This window comes from Hyphomicrobium zavarzinii ATCC 27496 (genome assembly GCF_000383415.1).
Classification (GTDB): domain Bacteria; phylum Pseudomonadota; class Alphaproteobacteria; order Rhizobiales; family Hyphomicrobiaceae; genus Hyphomicrobium_C; species Hyphomicrobium_C zavarzinii.
The window spans coordinates 446284-464875 of sequence record NZ_KB911258.1; the positions used below are offsets into that span (position 1 = coordinate 446284).

Below are 18592 nucleotides of genomic sequence, written 5' to 3' on the forward strand. Positions count from 1 at the left end.
CGCTTTCCAGTGGAATTCGGGGGGTATGTGGCGTGATTGCAACGAGGCGTGTGGCGGCGGTAACGTGTTGATATAATGGATGAATTGCAGGCGCCATTCCGGCTTTCCCGCAATGCGTGTCCACAGGCTTACCGCCAAACGTTCCACTGTCCACACCCACCCCCGAGTGACCGGATTGGGAAGAATGTCCCTTTTGGTCGGGATGACTTTAAGTCGTGTTCAGACGTCCGCGCGGCTCTTGGCCCGTCGACATGTCCGCTCCCTCTGGGGAGGTCTTCGTTACCCTGCTAAGTGCGCTGTACATTGAAAAAATACAAAGGCGGCCATCTTGCGACGAGTCTCACGCTCGGATATTATTGTTGCAGCGCAAAAATCCGGCCGGACGCCATCCCTTAAAGGGGAGGGGAGAAGTGGCCAGCCGGCAAATATTGCCACAATCGGCGTTTATCAGCATCAAGCAGCGTGGGTGTCTTTCCCACGCTTTCAGAAGCCGGCTTGCCCCGTGGGGAGCATCCGATTGAAGGACCGGGTTGGCGCGGAAGTGGCGCAGATCCGGCTTGAGTTGGGCGACGCGGCAGGTCGGAGCAAGACTTCTCCGGAACGTATCATAGATGAGTGATGATCCTGGCATGGGCTCAGGCCCAAATCGTCGTCGGGTTCTGATCGGTGCAGGCGCGACCGCTGTGGTGGCCGCGCTGGCCGAGCATGTGCTCGGGTTGTCGCCGGCTTTCGCCGGTGCCGCCGCCGACCAGACGAACGAGTCTTTCGCCGCGGATCATGTGAGAAAGCTCGCCGAGGAGCTTTCCGCGCGTGAGTTCGTGAAGCCGCGCCTCGAACTGCCCGAGCCGTTCAACGCGCTCACCGCCGAGCAGTACCGCGATATCCGCTTCCGCTCCGAAGCCTCCGTATGGCGCGGCGAGAACCTCGACTACGAGGTGCAGCTTCTCGCGCTTGGCTGGCTTTATGAGACGCCGGTCGAGGTGTGGATCGTCGAAGGCGGCAAAGCGCGCAGCCTCAAGGCCGACAGCGCGAGCTTCGCGATCGGCCCTTCCATCGAGAAGGCGCCCGATGCGGCGCCGTTCGGTTTCTCCGGTTTCCGCGTCTCCGGCACCCTGAACAGGGCCGATGCGCTCGACGAGTTCGTCGCGTTTCAAGGCGCAAGCTATTTCAAGGCCGTCGGCCGCGGCCAGCAGTACGGCTTGTCCGCACGCGGCCTTGCGATCAACACGGCACGCCCCGGCGGGGAAGAGTTCCCGGTTTTCCGCGCATTCTGGATCGAGAAGCCGGCGCCGGGCGCGAGCGAGATCCTGATCCACGCTTTGCTCGACAGCGAGAGCGTCGCTGGCGCCTACCGCTTCGTCATCCGGCCCGGGTCTGCCACCGTGATCGACGTGGAAGGCATCCTCTATCCGCGCCGCTCCCTCACGCATGTGGGGCTCGCACCGCTGACCAGCATGTATTTCCACGGACCCGCCCAGCGTCGCATTGACAACGACTACCGCCCCGCCGTGCACAACAGCGAGGGCCTCGCTGTGATCAACGGGCATGGCGAGCGCCTGTGGCGGCCGCTTGCCAACCCGAAGATGCTGCAGACGAGCGCCTTCGTGGACAAAGACCTCAAGGGTTTCGGCCTCGTGCAGCGCGACCGCTCTTTCGCGGGCTACGAGGATCTCGAGGCGCGCTACGACCGCCGCCCCTCTGCCTGGGTTGAGCCCGACGGAAGCTGGGGCGACGGCTATGTGGAGTTGATCGAGATCCCCATTGCCGAGGAGATCCACGACAACATCGTGGCCTACTGGAAGCCCGCCAAGCCCCTCGAGCCGGGTAAGGCCTACAAGTACGGCTACCGCATGTACTGGGACAGCGCCGTGCCGGCCGTCTGGTCCGGCGCATGGACGCACCAGACTCATGTTGGTGCGACGCGGAATGCGGACACCATCTTGTTCGTTGTCGATTTTGCGGGCCCCGCCGCCAGGGATGCGAGGGAGCTGCCGGTCGCCGATCTTTTGGTTAGCGCCGGCGCCACTGCGAACCTCAGTGTACAGCGTCATCCCGAAATTTCGGGGCTGCGCGTGAAGTTCGAGCTCAATACCGCGGGAACTGAGCTTATAGAGCTGCGTTTAAGCCTCAAGCTGGCTGGCCAGTTGATATCTGAGAACTGGCTCTATCGATGGACGAGAGCATGATCGCCGACGACCTCGCGATTGCTACCGCGGGCGCCTCGCCTCAAACGGCGCGCCCGCCCCGCCCGCATCTCGATGCGAGCGATCCGGCTCTCCTTCCCGAGCCCTCGCCGCTCGACATGCCGGAGCAGGATTTTTCTGCAACTCCGCCGCGTGAGTGGCCGAAGCGTAGAGGTCCCAGCATTCCGCGCACGGCGGTGTTCCTCGGCGCGGCGCTGATGACGGCAGCCTTCGCACACGAGCTCTACGGCGTGCTCTCGTTCGTTCAGATGACGCCGATCCAGTTCCTGTTTCTGGTCCTGTCGACGCTCACCTTCGCGTGGATCTCGATCGGCACGCTCTCCGCCGCGCTGGGCTTCCTGCCGCTGTTCGCGGGCGAGAAGGCGGACACCATTGACGTACCGGGCGCGGACGGCCCCATCTCGAAGCGCAACGCGCTGCTGTTCCCCGTCTACCACGAGGATCCTGCCCGCATCTCGGGCACCATCTCCGCGGTGGTGGAGGAACTGGGGTCGCTCGGAAAGGCTGCCCACTTCGACATATTCATCCTTTCGGACACGCGCGGCGCTGACGAGGGAATGCGGGAGGAGGCCGTATACGCGGAGCTGGCCCGCGCGCTCTCCGGCGAGACCCGGGTCTATTACCGCCGCCGCATCGAGAACACCGCCCGTAAGGCCGGCAACATCAAGGATTGGGTGGAACGCTTCGGCGGCGCCTACGAGAGCTTTGTCATCTTCGATGGGGACAGCATCATGTCCGGCGTGGCGCTCGTCCGCCTGGCCCGGGCCATGGAAGCAGATCCCTCAGCGGGCCTCATCCAGACCGTGCCGAAGCTCATCGGTGGCACCACGCTTCTCCAGCGGCTGATGCAGTTCGCGGCCAATATCTATGGCCCCGCCATGTCGGCGGGCCTCGCTTTCTGGAGCCGCGACCAGGGCAACTACTGGGGCCACAACGCCATCATTCGCACGCGCGCCTTCGCCGGCTCGGCGGGGCTGCCGCATCTGCCGGGACCGCCGCCGTTCGGTGGCCACATCATGAGCCACGACTTCGTGGAAGCCATGCTGCTTCAGCGCACGGGCTGGGGCGTGCACATGGCTCCCTCGATCGAGGGATCGTTCGAAAGCATGCCGCCCGCGCTCACCGATCTCATCGTGCGTGACCGCCGCTGGTCCCAGGGCAACATCCAGCACCTGGCGCTCCTGTTCCGCCGCGGGGTGCCGGTCATGGGCCGCCTGCACCTGGCCATGGGCGCGCTCGCTTACATCGTCTCGGCCATCTGGGCCGCCTCGCTTGCCGTCGGTCTCGTGCTCGCCCTGCAAGGCCAGCAGTTGCTGCCGAGCTATTTCACCGACAGCAAGACGCTGTTTCCGATCTGGCCGATGATCGATCCGGGCGCCGCCATGCGGCTGTTCCTCGCCACCATGGCCGTGGTGCTGCTGCCGAAGGCGCTCGGCCTCGTGCTCGAGCTGAAGCGTGCCCAACGCGCCCGCGAGCTGTTCGGTATGCCGCGTGCCATCGCAGGCGTCGCGACCGAGACCGTGTTCTCCATGCTGCTCGCGCCTATCATGATGATGACGCAGACCGCCTCGGTCCTTCAGATCTTCTTCGGACGCGACGCAGGCTGGAAGGTTCAGCGCCGCGACGGCGCCACCATGGAGCTGGGTGAGGCCATCCGCTTCCACTGGCGCCACATGCTGGTGGGCGTCGTCGTCACCATCGTTTGCTGGGAGACCTCGCCCGGCCTCCTCGTCTGGATGGCGCCGGTGGTGCTCGGTCTCGTCCTCTCGGGTCCGCTCAACTGGCTGACCTCGCAGACGGCCGGCCCCGCCATGACGGTCGTTCTCTCCACTCCCGTCGACCGCTCGCCGTCCTCGATCGAGCTGCGCACGCTCCGCCACACCCAGATCTGGCGTGATCGTCTGGCTTCCGCAGCGGACGAGCCCCGCAAGGAGCTTGCGACGGCGGCCTGAGGCCCGGGCCGCCGATCAATCCTTCGCCGCGCCGCGCCGCAGCAGCTCCGGAAGCAGATCGCGCACCCGGATAGGCTCTGTATCGAGAAACGGGATCGGCCGCGTCACTTCGATGGCGGCCGTTCCGATCCGCGCCGTCAACGCGCCGTTGAACACCCCTTCGCCGAGCCGCCTGGACAGCCGCCGCAGCAGATCCTGCCCGAGAAACTGGCCGAGCAGATCGTCGGTCATGGCGACGCCCCCCGTGGCAACCAGATGCGTCAGAACCATGCGCGCGAGCCGTAAGGCGCCGAGGCCGCCCGGCCGCCCGCCGTAGAGCGTGGCGAGCCCGCGCAGGAGGCGCAGGTTCTCCACCATCACGTAGCCCATCGCCACCCACACCATCGGGCTCATGGCGGTCACCACAGAAACCCGCTTCGCGGATTTGAGCACCAGCCGGCGCGCGGACGCATCGAGCGGCGCCAGCACCTCCCGGTCCGCAAGACGCAAAAGATCGCCCGGATCGCGCACGTCGCCCGCATGGTCGCGCAGCCGCGCGAGGTTCCACGCGAGATCGCGCCGGCCCCGGAACGTTGCGGAAAGCGCCGCCACGGTCTTGCGCTCGAGCGCGGTATCCTTGGTGCGGAGCGCGGCGTCCGCGTCGCGCTTGAGACGCGCGAGACGGCGAAGCCTGAGAAGGCCGATCAGCTCGCGGCCCACGATGACGAGGCCGGAGCCCGCCGCCACGATCACGAGGCTCGTCGCTGTCCAGCCGATCCAGTCCTCGCGCGCGAGCGCTGCCGAAACGAAGCTCGCGAAACTCACCGCGAGCGAAAGACCGACGAGCGCCGTGACGGCCGAAACGAACAGCCCGCCGACGCTCGCGCCGCGCGCCTTCGCGGCTGGAGAGGGCTCGCCGATGGCCGAAAGCTCCTCGTCGGTCGGATGCGCGATGTCGCTCACGATGTTGGGATCGTCGGGCGCGAACACGCGCGGTCCCCGGCCCCCTGGCGTCTCAGTCTCGGTCATGCGAGCCAATCTCCGATCAGGAAGTCGAGGGCGCGGTCGAGGCGGATGTGCGGCGGCGCAGGCGTCTCGCCGGATTTCTGCGCGGGCAACAGACGCGGCGGGCGAAAGCGTGGAAACGTGGCGCTGAACGGAGCCGCGCCCGAAAGCACGCCCGCCGGATCGTCCGGCAGATCGCCCGGAAACAGAGCCACCTCCCGCTTGCCGTCGAAGCGTTGTCCCGACACGGTCTCGCCCGGCAGCGGAACGCCGACGATACAGGGCAGCATCGCCTTGCCGTCGCGCACCTCCGCTTCGCGCGTGGCGCGGAGAGCGGCCAGCGCCATCACGCGGGCTTCCGCGCCTGCTTCACCCGCACGGACTGCAGCTCTCTCCGTCAGGAGCTTCAGGATCGCCTCCAGCCGGTCGTGGCTCGTGTGATGAATGTGGTCCGCCTTCGTGGCCGCAAACAGCAGCCGGTCGATGCGCCGCGCGCCGACGAGGCTCGCGAGCCAGCTTGCGACACCGGGGCGAAACGCGCGGAGCACGGAGGCGAGTGCGCGTTCGAGTTCGGCAATCGCGTCCGCTCCGCCGTTCAGCGCGCCGAGCACGTCCACCAGAACGATCTGTCGGTCGAGCCTGCTGAAATGCTCGCGAAAGAACGGGCGCACCACATGCGCGACATAGCTGTCGTAGCGCCGCGCCATCATCGCGGCGAGGCTGCCGCGCTCAGGCACGCTGTCCTGATCGAGCGGAAGCGGGAAGAAGGTGAGCAGCGGCGAGCCTTCGAGATCGCCGGGCATCAGGAAGCGGCCGGGGCCGAGCGTCGCTACGGCCGATTGCGCGCGCGCTGCGTGGAGGTAGGCGGTGAAACGGCGCGCGCCGTCGAGTGCGAGCTGCTCGTCCTCCGCCGTGGTGGGATCGAGCGCTGAGACGAAGGAGAGCCACTCGGCGCCGGCCGCCGCATGTGCCCCGAGCCTGGCCCGCTCAAGCGCATCCCGCGACCATGACGCGTAGCTCTCGCCCAACATCGCGAGGTCGAGCAGCCACTCGCCCGGATAGTCCACGATGTCGAGGTTCAAGCGGCGAATGCCGAGCGCGCGCCGGATGGCGTGCTCCGGAGCGAACGAGATTGCCACGCGCAGCTCCGAGACGCGGCGCGTGCTCTCCGGCCAGACGGGCGGATCGGCCTCGAGCGCCCGCACGTGTCCCTCGTAGTCGAAGCGGGGCACGTTGTCGTCGGGCTGCGGCTCGAGGTTGGCGGAAATCAGCCGTCCTTCGGCGTAGGGGCCGAAAAAGGGAAGGCGCCCGCCCTGCGTCAGGTTTCGGATCAGCGCGGTGATGAACACCGTCTTGCCGGAGCGCGCGAGTCCCGTCACGCCGAGGCGCAGCGATGGCGTGAGAAGGTCCGAGATCCGATGTCCGGCCTTGGCCCAGGTATCGGTAAGGGAAGTAGAGAGATCTGGGGCGCGCAAGGGAAACCTCATGACCGGTTTCCCTAAGTAGGCAGCGCGCGCGAGCGCCGCAAGTCCGTCGAGGGCCGGGCGAGCGGCTCAAAATTCGGCGGGAACGGCCTGAGGCGGCCTTAGCCGTAGAACACCACGACCACGCCGGCGCCGATCACAGTCAGCCCCATGAGGACGATGGTCGCGCTTCTGAGAAACTCGGACATCACTTTCTCCGCTAGCCCCGCTCGGGACACGCGCCCGCAGGGTACGCGAAAATGATTACGACCCCGCCAATGAACGGTGACTGAAGCGGCCTGTCAGCAACCGTTCATGTGCCGGGGAGGAAAGGGGGGATGCCGGGCGTTCAGCCTTTGGCGGGCGTGGTTGTCGGCTTCCAGTCCTTGTCGTGCATCGGGATCGTAATGCGCCTCATGCCGAGCTGCTGCTCGGAGAACCACGGCAGCGTGCGCTCGAAGGCGATCGGCTGAATGTCCCGGCGCAGCAGGCCGTCGAGGATGCCGGGGTAGGCGGGAACGGCGGTCGTGAGCTTCAGTGTGAACCGGTAGTCGCCCGCATCGTCTACCAGCGCAGGCAGCGGATTGCCCTCCGGATAGAAGCGCACCGTATCCGAGAAGGTCTCCCGTCCGGCGAGGCTGAGCGGCGCGAACGCCCGGTTGGCCGCGTCATCCTTGGGCGAATGCTCGCCGATGTAGGCGCTGTAGTACCGCTTTGTTTGGACGGCGGCGTCGGTGCGAAGGTTCTCGACTGTAAGCTCCATCGTGAGCGCCGTCCCCGTGCGCGCGCCCGAGTTCACGATCGTGATGGGAATGGCGAACAGCTCAACATCGCCGCCCTGATCGCGGGCATAGTGGATGACGGGCGGAACATACACCTCGAGCGCCGCCGTCTTGAGCACGCTCTCGTAGAAGGAGAGCCCGGAGAAGCCGAGAGCCAAGGCCGAGAGCAGCGAGGCGATCCGTCCGCCGCGTCCGCCGACCTCCGCCACATTCAGATCCGTTCCGTCCGCCGGCCGCTCGTGAATGCCTGACATGAAATCCGTACCCTGCCTGTCGCTCCACACCCAGCGGCCCTAGCCCTAGAGCGCCGCGTGAAAAGTGGGAAGCGGTTTTCCGGTAAGAAGCGGGAGGCAGAAGAATGTGTCCGCAACTATGGCGTCGTTGTCAGCCGTAGCTGCGGCGCGGCGCGCGGAACGGGGAGGTGAATTTCAAGCCGAGCGAATTGTCCCGCCGCCATACGACGGCGCAATCGACTTCCTTTTTGTCGCTCGGAAGATAGAGAGTGAGAGGGCCTGCGAGCAGGCTGGCCTTGATGCCCCGATCCCAGACCTCGATGGAGCCGCCAAGCGGCGTCATATCCCGCAGCGTGCACGCGCGGGGCACCAGCATTCCCTCCGAGACGACGAAACCCTCCTGAAGGCGCTGCCTTTTGCGTGCGAGCGCGCGCCCCCAGGCATCGGCCGCGCGCGAGCACGGGGCGGTTTCGTGTGCGTCCTGCAATCCGAGTGCAATGGCGAGCTTTTGAAATAGCGACATGGGCGTATCGAACAACAGATAAGCCGAGCAATGGTGATCAGATCAAAACGTGCGCGTAAACCGGATTATTTCGAACTCTGGGAAAAGTTATCGCTTCGAAAGAAGTATTATAAACAACGAGTAAAAGTGAAATAAACAAATCGCATGAAACCATTCATTCATTGGCAAAACATATTCTGACGCACGACAATTGCAGGACCCTTTGCAAGAAAAAGGTCGCAGATGAAACTATTCAACACGGCTTTTGGGCGAATCCGGCTCGAAACGCTGATTTCGCTGCTTACGATCGCCGCGGTCGTCGTTTCGACGGTATGCCTGATGTTGATCGTTCATCTGCAACTCAAGGCGGACGCCGAAGGAAAGGCGATCGAAAGCCAGCAACTCTCGCTGCGCATCGGCGCGGAGCTGCTCGGCAAAGTTCTGCCTGGCACGAAGATCACGTGGTCCCAATCCGGCGTGGTCGAGAAGATTGCGGTCTCCGAGCTTCCTCAGGACAAGGACCACGCGATCGTGGATTCCATGACGCGCATGACCGGCGCGCCGATCACGCTATTTTCCTACGATGCCGCGGCCGATGATTTCGTCCGTGTTTCGACAACCGTAACGACGGCGGATGGAAACCGCGCCGTTGGCACCTGGCTCGGTCACGGTAGTGCAGCTTATGGCGCGGTGAAAAAAGGACAGCCCTACAACGGAGCAGCCGACATTCTCGGAACGCCCTATTTCACCGTCTATTTTCCCATCGTCGATCACTCGTCGAAAGTGATCGGAATTTTGTTTGCAGGCACCAAGCAAGCTGCCGTGTTCGAGCTTGCTGCCGCGCTCGAGCGCAAGATCCTGTTCGCGTCCGTCGCGCTGCTCGTCGTCATGGCCATCGTCGGCTTCATGCTGTCGCGTCTGCTGACGCGCCCGATCCCGGTTCTCGCCGCCGTTATGGGGCATCTCGCCCGCAACAATTCCGAAGAGACCATCCCCTACACCGAGTTCACCAACGAGATCGGCGAGATGGCCCGCGCCGTCGCCGTGTTCCGAAACAACACCATCGAACGAACGAGGCTCGAAGCCGAGCGTGCGCGCGAATCCTCGCGGCGTGAGGCACGCCAGAAAGCGCTCGAAGCGCTGATCGACAGTTTCAAATCCGATGCCGAGCAGAGCATCGCTGCCGTTGCAGCCATGGCCGAGGATCTGGAGCGCACCGCCGCGTCGCTGCAGGGCATCGCCTCCGGAACCAACGACAAGGCCCAACTCGTGGCCACCGCGTCCGATCAGGCATCCGCCAACGTCGGCACCGTCGCCGCAGCCGCCGAGGAGCTGACGGCATCGATCGCCGAGATCGGCAACCAGATCTCGGAAGCGTTGAACAACGTCGGCAGCACCAGCACGATGGCCGCGACCACCAATGACCGCATGTCGGAGTTGTTGGCGTCCGCCCAGCAGATCGGCGAGGTCGTCACGCTCATCCGCGAGATCGCGGGGCAGACAAACCTGCTCGCGCTCAACGCCACCATCGAGGCCGCGCGTGCGGGCGAGGCGGGACGCGGCTTCGCCGTCGTTGCCACCGAAGTCAAGACGCTCGCGACCCGCACGGCGCAGGCTACCGAAAGCATTTCGGAGCAGGTGAGCTCGATTCAGGCCGCGACCGATCACGCCGTTCTCGCCATTGGCGAGATCGCCGAGCGCATGGGGCACGTCAACGGCATCACGACGCAGATCGCCGCCGCCGTGACGGAGCAGGGCGCCGCGACATCAGAGATCAACGCCAGTGTGCATCACGCAGCCGGCGACACGCGCCATGTCAGCGAGACGATCGCGGGCGTGACTGAGGCCGCCACCTCGACCTTCAAGTCCGCGCGTCAGTTGCTCGAAACCAGCGCCCAGGTCAGCGCGCGCACGAAGGCGTTGAGCGCGCGTATCGAGAGCTTCCTCTCCGGCGTCGCCGCCGCCTGATTTCCGCGGCAGTCTTGGAAACAAGAAAGGCGGGAGCGCTTGCACGCTCCCGCCTTTTCAATTCTCCCGCTGCCCGCTGCCTGCGCTTACGGCCCGTCGATATGCACCACCAGGCTGCGTGCCTCGCCCTTGAGGGCGGCAAGCTCGAGCCGCACGTCGTCCGAGTTGCGCACGCTGTCGGCTGGGGAGGAGCGCAGCGATCCCATCAGCACTAACGGTGCCAGGGCGAAAACGAGCAGGTTCCGCGCGGTGTTCCGGGTCATGGCTGGTCCTGGGCTTTTCTGTCTGACGCTTGTTTGGTTGGCATCAGACTGCCATGACGGCCCTCTCGCTTCCCTTAAAAAGGGGCGGTAGAGGTGAAATCGCAGCACTGACTTGAGAGCAGGGTTGCCGGGAGGTTAATCGCCCTTCCGCCGGCTCATGAACGCGAGCCGCTCGAACAGGTGGACGTCCTGCTCGTTCTTGAGTAGCGCTCCGGCGAGGGGCGGGATGACCTTGCGGCTGTCGGTCTCGCGCAGCACGGCGGGATCGATGTCCTCGTTGAGCAGCAGCTTCAGCCAGTCCAGAAGCTCCGAGGTAGAGGGCTTCTTCTTGAGCCCCGGCATGTCGCGCAGTTCGTAGAACACGCGCAAGGCTTCGGAGACGAGACGGCCCTTGAGGTTCGGGAAATGCACCTCGACGATCTGCGCCATCGTCTCAGGATCGGGAAATTTGATGTAGTGGAAGAAGCAGCGGCGCAGGAACGCGTCCGGCAGCTCCTTCTCGTTGTTGGAGGTGATGATCACGATCGGGCGCACTGATGCGCGCACCGTCTCGCCCGTCTCGTAGACGAAGAACTCCATCCGGTCGAGCTCCTGCAGGAGATCGTTCGGAAACTCGATGTCCGCCTTGTCGATCTCGTCGATCAGCAGCACCGGCCGCGCGTCGGCCACGAAGGCATCCCACAGCTTTCCGCGCTTGATGTAGTTGCGGATGTCCTTCACGCGCTCATCGCCGAGCTGGCCGTCGCGGAGCCGCGAGACGGCGTCGTACTCGTAGAGGCCCTGCTGCGCCTTGGTAGTCGATTTGACATGCCACTCGATCAGCGGCGCGCCAAGCGCGCGGGCCACCTCGAGCGCCAGTACCGACTTGCCCGTTCCAGGCTCACCCTTGATCAGGAGAGGCCGCTGCAACGTGATGGCCGCATTCACGGCAACGGTCAGGTCGCGCGTGGCTACATAGTTGGTGGTGCCTTCGAAGCGGGGCGTGGCGGGGGCTGTCATGCGCCGGATCATCTCCGTGAGAGTCGATTTCCCCTCATAGGCGCCACGCCCCGGCCCTGCAACCGAGAGAGCCCGGGTGTGAGGTCGCACTAAAGGACGGGGAGGGCTAGTTAATGCGAGACACGGTGGCGCGAAGCATGGGCCATATGCAACTAAAAATTGAAGGGCCTGTTCGCTGCGGATGACAATCCGGTCATGTGGAACGGACAGGGGCCGGAATTGCTTACAATTTCCGCCACTTGTCTATTCGGCAGGCGGCCAGCTTTTAACAGTTAAACGGCGGATTTTCTTGACATAAGCGGCCGCGCCCGCCAATAGAGCCACGCCAAACTCTCAGCTGCTGAAGTTCAGTCATGAGTCGTAACGGCGGCGGCACAAGTGCCTCAGGCAGGCCCATCATTGGAGGCCCCATATGAGCAAGCGAGCCACGTCGAAGCCGGTCAAAGGGAAGGCCGCACCGAAGGCTGCTGTTAAGGGTAAGGCAGCAGCGAAGCCATCTGCGAAAGCCGCGTCCGCGAAGTCGAGCTCCCCGCGCAGTGCCGCGAAGCCCGCCGCAGCCGCAAAGGCCAAGGCTCCTCCCAAAGCCGTCGTAGAGAGCAAGCCCAAAGCGAGGACGCGCGCCATCGAAAAGGCACAGGACAAGAAGCTGACGGCGAAAGCCGGCACTTCAACCATCGTTCTTCCGCCGGACTACCGTCCGTCCGAGGACGAGCCGTTCATGAACGAGCGGCATCGGGTCTACTTCCGCCAGAAGCTCACCAACTGGAAGGAAGAGATCATCCGCCAGACCAAGGAAACGCTGGTCGGCTTGCACGAGGATTCGACGCAGCACGCCGATCTGGCGGACCGCGCCACCTCCGAGACCGATCGTGCGCTCGAGCTCAGGGCGCGCGACCGCCAGCGCAAGCTGATCGCCAAGATCGACGCCGCCCTCGCACGCATCGAGGACGGAACCTACGGATATTGCGAGGAGACCGGCGAGCCGATCGGCTTGAAGCGTCTCGACGCCCGCCCCATCGCCACGCTGTCGCTCGAGGCGCAGGAGCGCCATGAGCGCCGCGAGCGCGTCTACCGCGAAGACTGAGATCGCGCCTTCTCCCTGCCGTTGCGGGGAGAAGGCTGCTCCGGCCCCTATGCCGTCCCGCCGCCTTTGGGTTTCGGCTCCGTGACGGTCATGCTCGCCTGCCGCGCGCGCTCCTCGGCCAACCGCATCAGCAGCATCTTCACCCCGTCGAGATCGCGCAGGTGAATGTCGTGCTGCGCGTAGGCGATCTCGATGCCCGCCGCGCGGAACGCCTTGAGAATGCCGAGCCGCAGATCCGTCTGTGTCGCGCCCGCCTTGTTGACGTCGGGAATGACCGCGGCGAGCGAGAATTCGAGCCCGTTCGGTCCGAAGTTGTCGAGGGTCACCCCCGGCGGCGGATGCTGGAGCACCAGCGAGCATTCCGCGCCCACCTTTTGCAGGATCTCGCGCACGCGGTTGGGATCGGACCGGTAGCTCACCGCCACCCGCACGACCACCTGCCCGAGCGCATTGCGGTGCGTCCAGTTCGTCACCGCCGAGGTGATGAGATCAGAGTTCGGAACGATGAGGCTCGCCTTGTCCGCCGTCTCGATCTCGGTCGAGCGGACCGAGATGCGCCGCACGTAGCCTTCCTGGCCTTTCACGGCCACGCGGTCGCCGACCTTGATCGGCCGTTCCACGAGCAGGATGAGCCCCGAGACGAAATTGTTGACGATCGACTGCAGGCCAAAACCGATACCGACCGAAAGCGCACCGGCGACGATGGCGAAATTCGTGATGTCGAGCCCGCCGTAGGACACGGCCGCGAGCGCCGCCACGATGAAGCCGCCATACCCGATGGCCGTGTGGATTGAGTTCGCGATGCCCTGGTCGATGCGCCGTGACTTGAGTATCCCCGTGTCGAGCCAGCGCTGGACGAGCCGCGTGAGGAAGATGAGCCCGAGGAACAGGCAAACCGCGAGCAGGATGCGGGCCAGCGAGATGCGGAAATCGCCGACCTCAAATCCGAACACGGCCGCCTTGAGCCACGCGAGGGCTTCCGCGGGAGAGTAGCCCCACGTCATCAGGATGAGCGGCAGCGCGAACAGTGCGAGCGCGCCGTTGAGCAGGAGCGACAGTGTGCGCGTGAGCGCCGTGCTCTGGTCGGAATCGAGACCGACCCGTTCCTCGAGCACGGTCGAAAGCGGCTTGGTGCCCGTGCCCGGCTCCTCCAGCATGGCCCGGATTGCAAGGTGGAACACGAGCACGAGCGCGATTGCGCTGCCCGTCACCACCACCTGGGTGGTCATGAAACGGCCGAGGCCGACATAGCCGACGAGAGACAGCGCGAGGATGGCCGTTGCGATGGCGAGCAGCGGCAGCTTGATGAGATATGGCCTGTAGCGCGAGACGGGCGTCGCGGCGGTCACGCCGTCGCCATGCGGCAGCGCGCCGGACACGGATGTTTTCGGCTCGAACGGAGTGCGGACGAGCAGCAGCAGCAAGGCAGCGATCAAGATGCTGGTGAGTGCCGTCTCCATGATGGAGATGGAGAGCGGCAGATAGAGCCGCTTGATCGCCTCTTGCAGGATGAGGTCGGCGGAGAAGACGGCCGCAATCAGCGTGATGATGCGCGTGAGCGTGCGGGCCGCAGGCGTCGAGAGATTGACCACGCGCCAGAGAGGACGCCGGGGCGAGAGAATGGCGCGCGTCAGCGCGGAGACGGCGACGAAGATGACGAGCGCCGGAAACGCCGCCTTTGCGATCTGCCCCACTTCCAGCGTGAGCAAATTGAGGTTGTCGAGTCCCACGGCGGCAAGTGCGATGCCGGCGAGCGAAGGCAGTGCCAGGAGCGGCGCGACCCAACCTATGGCGGACACTTGCTCGAAGAACCCGGGCGGCGCCTCGCGCGGCCGGTCGAGGCGGTAGGAGAGGAAGCGCCGCACCAGCGCCGTCAATGCGATGAACAGCACCAGCACGCCCGCGAGAAGGCCCGCAAGCTCGATCCCCTTGCGCGATGCGGAGTCGATCCAGATCGAGAGCGAATCCGTGACTTGCCGCCAGGTGCCGGGAACATCGTCGGTCAGATGCTGCCAGGTGACCGGCGCGAGTGGAGAGGGCGTCCGCTTCAGGATCTGCTTTGCGAACAGGCTCTGGCGGGTCGATTGCACGGTCGCGTTGAGCTGGCGGGCACGCACCTGCACGAGTTCACTGGTCTTGAGGGCGCCGTCCACCTCCGCCGCCATGGCATTGAGGCGCGCGCGCTCGTTGGCCACTTGCTCGGCCTCGGGCGCTGCATCCTTCGCGGGCGGCGGGCCCAGCTTCTCGATCTGCTGACGCAGCGCGTCGGACTTGGGCTTCAAGCTATCGTGCGTCTGCTGCGCGCCGGCCATGAGGCCGGTAAGCTCCACGCGCAGCCGCTCCAGCTCCTCGTCGTTCTCCGCATTGCGCTCGACCGACTTTTCGAGAGTCTCGATAGCCGTCTTGAGATTGAGCGCGGGCAGACGGACCTCCTCCATCGCCTGCATGTCGGCAGGAGAGAGGACAGGGGCGGGCGGAGGTGCGGGCGCGGGGGCCGGCTCTGCCGGGGGAGCCGCCGCCGTGGGGGCTGCCTGCGCGTCGGGCGCGGCGGCCGGAGCGGCCCCGTTATGGGCAGGAGCTGCGGGAGGCTGAGCCTGAGCCGCGCCGGGTGCGGCCTGTTGTACTCCCGTCTGAGCCTGCTGGGCGAATGCGCCACCGCCGATACTCGCCAGGAGCAGAGCCGTCAGCGCCAGAAGATTGGCGGCGAGCCGGGCCGAAAAGCGGTGCGAAACCATGAACGATCCTCGTGAGGGGACACGCATCGAGATCCCCGAAACTGCCGGACGGCCCGAAGCTGCCGGACGGAACGAGGGCGCCCCTCTCGGGGCATGGGGAGGTTCGCATCCGCCCCTGCGCGGGGCAACCTCGTGCCCGTCCCCGCGAAGCTTAGCCACGACCCGGCGCACGGGAGGAGACTGTTGCGCCGGAGGCCGCGCTGTCGGCCCGCGGGTCATGCGGAGCGCCGATTCCCGTCTCGATCACCAGGTCGACCGGACCCCCGGTCATGATCAGATGCTCGACGTCGTCTCGCCGGATCAGCACGAGCCGCCGGCGGTTGTCGATGTTGTACTGCTCGGTGATTGAAAGGCGCCGCTCGGGCTTCGGTCCGAACAGGGCGCCGACCGCCTGCATCGGCCCGGTACCGCCCATGTAGGCACGCACGGCAAATGCGCCTCCGATCATCGCGACCGCGAGGAACAGCACGATGGAGAGGTAATAAACGATATCCCACATGTGCTTACCGCCGCGAGTTACCTCGCGCGTCCTCCCCGAGCCCGATGTCTGGAGCCCGTATAGCGCGGAATTCATGCCATTTTAACCCTAATGATCGAACTGTGGATGGACAGAAGGGCGCGGGGATGGGTGCCACGGACGGTCGATACGGCCGGCGTGAGGATCTTCGCCTCGCCCTCAAGGGCACGACACGGGCGTAGCGTAAGCGTATGAGTTCCAGAGTTTCCATGCAGGCTTCCGAGGCGGCTGCGGCCGAGAATCAGATAGCTTTCGCCTTCATGAGCGATAGCGATATCCGCCCACCTCAACCCGGCATGGCCCGCGCCCAAGCCCAAGCCGTAAACGGCGGCGCCCAAGAGCCCGGAATCGTCCCCATTGTCGCCGCGGCCCTCGCCGCCGGCGCGCTCGTGCTCGCGCTCGTTGCTTCGCCCGCGGGCGAGCCTCTGCTCCTCACGCTCATGGCCGTGCTCGCCATGCTCGGCCTGTTCGCCGTGTTCGGCTACGTCGCGGGGCACATCCGCATCGGCGAACGCGTGCGCGACGACGACCTGATCCGCGCCTTCGCCAACAGCCTCGACGACGGCCTGATCGTCACCCGCCGCGACGGCCGCCCGCTCTACGCCAACAAGACGCTTGCCGATCTCGTCGGCGTCACGGCCGCGGGCGAGGTGAACGCGCTGGAGACCCTGTTCGCGGGCGATCCGAAAGCCGCTGCCGCCTACTTCCGCCTGGAGCGCGCCGCCTCCCGCCGCGAGCCGTGGCGCGAGGAGATCGAGATCGCCGCCGCGGCAGGCCGTCCGGCCCGCTTGCTCCGCGTCAGCCAGCGCCCCTGCTATGTGCCGGGGCACGACCGGGAACTCGGCCAGATGGTGCTGTGGACCATCTCCGACGTAACCGCCGAGCGCGCCCGCCAGGCCAGCGCGGTCGAGACGCTGGAAGCGACCCTCGAGCGGATGGATAGCGTCCCCGCCGGCCTCATGGAGGTCGACAGCCGCGGCGTCGTCCGCCGTCTCAATGCCACGCTGCTGCGCTGGCTCGGCATCGAGCCGCAGAGCCTTTCGGACCGCGGCCTGAAGATCACCGACATCGTCGCGCCCGAAGGCGCCGAGCTGATCGCCAACGCCGCCGCCGCGTTCTACACGCACGGCCAGGGCGTCGACCTCGACGTCAAGCTGGACAAGGGCGCGTCCGTTCCGCTCCGCTTCTTCGCCCGCCGCGATAACCAGGGCGGCCTTCTGATCGCAGCCTTCCGCCGTGAGGCGAGCGCTGCTGACGGCGATCCCGGTGCCGCCGAGATCCGCTTCGCGCGCTTCTTCCAGTCTGCTCCGTTCGGCATCGCCACCGTTGGCGCCGATGGACGCCTCATGAGCACCAACGCCGCCTTCGCCCGCATGATCCCGGACGGATCGGCCGCCATCGGTGCACCTGCCGTGGCCGCGCTCTGCAAGTTCGGCGATACGGAGATGACGGCGTCCGTGGAGACTGCCATCAAGCAGGCGATCGCCGGAACCGTCAGCCCCACGCCGATTGAGATCACCGTCGGCTCGCAGAACGAATTCTCGCGCCGCCTCTACCTCGCCCCGCTCACCCAGGCCAAGGATGCGCGTGAAGCCGCGATCCTCTACCTGATCGACGCCACCGAGCAGAAGGCGCTCGAAGCGAAATTCGCCCAGTCCTCGAAGATGGAGGCCGTGGGCAAGCTCGCAGGCGGCATCGCGCACGACTTCAACAACGTGCTCACCGCGATCATCGGCTTCTCCGACCTGCTGTTGCAGACGCATCGGCCCACCGACCCCGCGCACAAGGACATCATGAACATCCGCTCGAGCGCCACGCGCGCCGCGGGTCTGGTGGCCAAGCTGCTCGCCTTCTCCCGCCGCCAGACACTGCAGACCGAGCCGTTGCAGCTCGGCGAGGTGCTGGGCGATCTTGCCCCGCTCCTCAAGCGCTCGATCGGCGAGACCATCGACCTCAAGATGCCGTCCGGCCGCGATCTCTGGTACGTGAAGACAGACCGCACGCAGTTCGAGCAGGTCGTCATCAACCTCGCGGTCAATGCGCGCGATGCGATGCCCGAGGGCGGCACGCTCTCGATCACGACCCGCAACGTCACCGAGCGTGACAGCCAGCGCCTCGCCCACCACGGCATGGCTGTCGGCGAATACGTACTCATCGAGGTTTCCGACACCGGCTCCGGCATGCCCCCCGAGGTCATGGCCAAGATCTTCGAGCCGTTCTTCACCACCAAGGGCGTCGGCAAGGGCACCGGCCTCGGCCTCTCGACCGTCTACGGCATCGTCAAGCAGACCGGCGGCTTCATCTATCCCGAGAGCACGCCCGGACACGGAACCACGTTCCGCGTGTACCTGCCGCGCTACCTGCCCGACAACGAGGACGAGATCGTGGCCCAGAAGACGGCCAAGAAAGAGCGTCCCCAGGATCTCACGGGCTCGGGCCGCGTGCTGCTCGTCGAGGACGAGGACGTCGTGCGCTCGTTCGCGGTTCGCGCGCTGAAGCGGCAGGGCTACGAGGTGCTGGAAGCCTCCACCGGCGTCGAGGCTCTGGAGCTTATGGAGCAGCACGAGGACCAGATCGATCTCGTCGTGTCCGACGTGGTGATGCCCGAGATGGACGGGCCGACGCTGCTGAAGGAGCTTCGCAAGAAGAACCCGCACCTCAAGATCATCTTCGTGTCGGGCTATCCGCACGAGGCCTTCGAGACCAGCCTCGACAAGAACGAGCAGTTCGCCTTCCTGCCGAAACCGTTCTCTCTGCCCCAGCTCGCCGCCAAGGTGAAAGAGCAGCTCGCGCGCTGAGCCGCCAAATTGCGAAACCACGACGCGGGCGCGCTTCTCCGGACGAGAAGCGTTCCCGCGCGTGTTTTCAGAAAAGCACTGTTTCGAGGGATCGAGGGCCGCGCTCGC

General features: G+C 65.6%; 13 protein-coding genes. 5 read left to right on the forward strand and 8 right to left on the reverse strand.

The genetic code is table 11. The features are described from left to right. Positions 1-611: 611 nt before the first annotated feature. Together F812_RS0113265 and mdoH are read left to right on the forward strand one after the other, a co-directional pair. Positions 612-2186, forward strand: a complete 1575-nt coding sequence (locus tag F812_RS0113265; RefSeq protein WP_156827406.1) for an OpgD/OpgG family glucan biosynthesis protein — start codon at positions 612-614, stop codon at positions 2184-2186. Continuing rightward, entirely contained in the window at positions 2183-4156 is a 1974-nt protein-coding gene (mdoH, locus tag F812_RS0113270) for a glucans biosynthesis glucosyltransferase MdoH (protein ID WP_156827407.1), read from the forward strand. The genes F812_RS0113265 and mdoH overlap by 4 nt, the downstream gene beginning before the upstream one ends. 15 nt (positions 4157-4171) lie before the next feature. Here the strand turns inward: mdoH and F812_RS0113275 are convergent, their stop codons facing one another. From F812_RS0113275 to F812_RS0113295, 4 genes are all read right to left on the reverse strand, one after another. Next, entirely contained in the window at positions 4172-5164 is a 993-nt protein-coding gene (locus F812_RS0113275; protein ID WP_020086474.1) for a YcjF family protein, read from the reverse strand. Continuing rightward, positions 5161-6627: a YcjX family GTP-binding protein gene (locus F812_RS0113280; RefSeq protein WP_020086475.1), complete on the reverse strand. Its 1467-nt coding sequence runs from the start codon at positions 6625-6627 to the stop codon at positions 5161-5163. The genes F812_RS0113275 and F812_RS0113280 overlap by 4 nt, the downstream gene beginning before the upstream one ends. Positions 6628-6952: 325 nt before the next feature. Further along, positions 6953-7639: a hypothetical protein gene (locus tag F812_RS0113290; protein WP_020086476.1), complete on the reverse strand. Its 687-nt coding sequence runs from the start codon at positions 7637-7639 to the stop codon at positions 6953-6955. Positions 7640-7769: 130 nt separating this feature from the next. Beyond that, entirely contained in the window at positions 7770-8141 is a 372-nt protein-coding gene (locus tag F812_RS0113295) for a hypothetical protein (protein WP_020086477.1), read from the reverse strand. Between the two features lie 222 nt (positions 8142-8363). On the opposite strand from F812_RS0113295, the gene F812_RS0113300 reads away from it, so the two are divergent. Continuing rightward, complete coding sequence (locus F812_RS0113300) at positions 8364-10088, forward strand: methyl-accepting chemotaxis protein (RefSeq protein WP_020086478.1); 1725 nt, start codon at positions 8364-8366, stop codon at positions 10086-10088. 86 nt (positions 10089-10174) lie between these two features. Here F812_RS0113300 and F812_RS26570 read toward each other — a convergent pair whose 3' ends face one another. Both F812_RS26570 and F812_RS0113310 read right to left on the reverse strand, forming a co-directional pair. Further along, entirely contained in the window at positions 10175-10351 is a 177-nt protein-coding gene (locus F812_RS26570; protein WP_020086479.1) for a hypothetical protein, read from the reverse strand. A gap of 135 nt (positions 10352-10486) precedes the next feature. After that, positions 10487-11350 carry an AAA family ATPase gene (locus tag F812_RS0113310; protein ID WP_026868109.1) on the reverse strand — a complete coding sequence of 288 codons (864 nt, stop codon included), beginning with the start codon at positions 11348-11350 and terminating at the stop codon, positions 10487-10489. Between the two features lie 718 nt (positions 11351-12068). Between F812_RS0113310 and dksA the strand changes: the two genes are divergently transcribed. Further along, complete coding sequence (dksA, locus tag F812_RS26575; protein ID WP_051113836.1) at positions 12069-12434, forward strand: RNA polymerase-binding protein DksA; 366 nt, start codon at positions 12069-12071, stop codon at positions 12432-12434. 47 nt (positions 12435-12481) lie between these two features. Here the strand turns inward: dksA and F812_RS23860 are convergent, their stop codons facing one another. Beyond that, positions 12482-15169: a DUF3772 domain-containing protein gene (locus tag F812_RS23860; RefSeq protein ID WP_020086482.1), complete on the reverse strand. Its 2688-nt coding sequence runs from the start codon at positions 15167-15169 to the stop codon at positions 12482-12484. A 151-nt stretch (positions 15170-15320) separates the two neighbouring features. Beyond that, positions 15321-15668, reverse strand: a complete 348-nt coding sequence (locus F812_RS23865; RefSeq protein ID WP_020086483.1) for a flagellar biosynthetic protein FliO — start codon at positions 15666-15668, stop codon at positions 15321-15323. A gap of 227 nt (positions 15669-15895) precedes the next feature. Here F812_RS23865 and F812_RS0113330 point away from each other — a divergent pair, with 227 nt between their 5' ends. Next, positions 15896-18484 carry a hybrid sensor histidine kinase/response regulator gene (locus F812_RS0113330; protein ID WP_020086484.1) on the forward strand — a complete coding sequence of 863 codons (2589 nt, stop codon included), beginning with the start codon at positions 15896-15898 and terminating at the stop codon, positions 18482-18484. Positions 18485-18592: the final 108 nt, after the last annotated feature.

Excerpts from the sequence above, each read along its gene's own strand:
- F812_RS0113265 (WP_156827406.1), top strand. The coding sequence starts at position 612 with ATGAGTGATGATCCTGGCATGGGCTCAGGCCCAAATCGTCGTCGGGTT.
- mdoH (WP_156827407.1), top strand. The coding sequence starts at position 2,183 with ATGATCGCCGACGACCTCGCGATTGCTACCGCGGGCGCCTCGCCTCAA.
- F812_RS0113275 (WP_020086474.1), bottom strand. The coding sequence starts at position 5,164 with ATGACCGAGACTGAGACGCCAGGGGGCCGGGGACCGCGCGTGTTCGCG.
- F812_RS0113280 (WP_020086475.1), bottom strand. The coding sequence starts at position 6,627 with ATGAGGTTTCCCTTGCGCGCCCCAGATCTCTCTACTTCCCTTACCGAT.
- F812_RS0113290 (WP_020086476.1), bottom strand. The coding sequence starts at position 7,639 with ATGTCAGGCATTCACGAGCGGCCGGCGGACGGAACGGATCTGAATGTG.
- F812_RS0113295 (WP_020086477.1), bottom strand. The coding sequence starts at position 8,141 with ATGTCGCTATTTCAAAAGCTCGCCATTGCACTCGGATTGCAGGACGCA.
- F812_RS0113300 (WP_020086478.1), top strand. The coding sequence starts at position 8,364 with ATGAAACTATTCAACACGGCTTTTGGGCGAATCCGGCTCGAAACGCTG.
- F812_RS26570 (WP_020086479.1), bottom strand. The coding sequence starts at position 10,351 with ATGACCCGGAACACCGCGCGGAACCTGCTCGTTTTCGCCCTGGCACCG.
- F812_RS0113310 (WP_026868109.1), bottom strand. The coding sequence starts at position 11,350 with ATGACAGCCCCCGCCACGCCCCGCTTCGAAGGCACCACCAACTATGTA.
- dksA (WP_051113836.1), top strand. The coding sequence starts at position 12,069 with ATGAACGAGCGGCATCGGGTCTACTTCCGCCAGAAGCTCACCAACTGG.
- F812_RS23860 (WP_020086482.1), bottom strand. The coding sequence starts at position 15,169 with ATGGTTTCGCACCGCTTTTCGGCCCGGCTCGCCGCCAATCTTCTGGCG.
- F812_RS23865 (WP_020086483.1), bottom strand. The coding sequence starts at position 15,668 with ATGTGGGATATCGTTTATTACCTCTCCATCGTGCTGTTCCTCGCGGTC.
- F812_RS0113330 (WP_020086484.1), top strand. The coding sequence starts at position 15,896 with ATGCAGGCTTCCGAGGCGGCTGCGGCCGAGAATCAGATAGCTTTCGCC.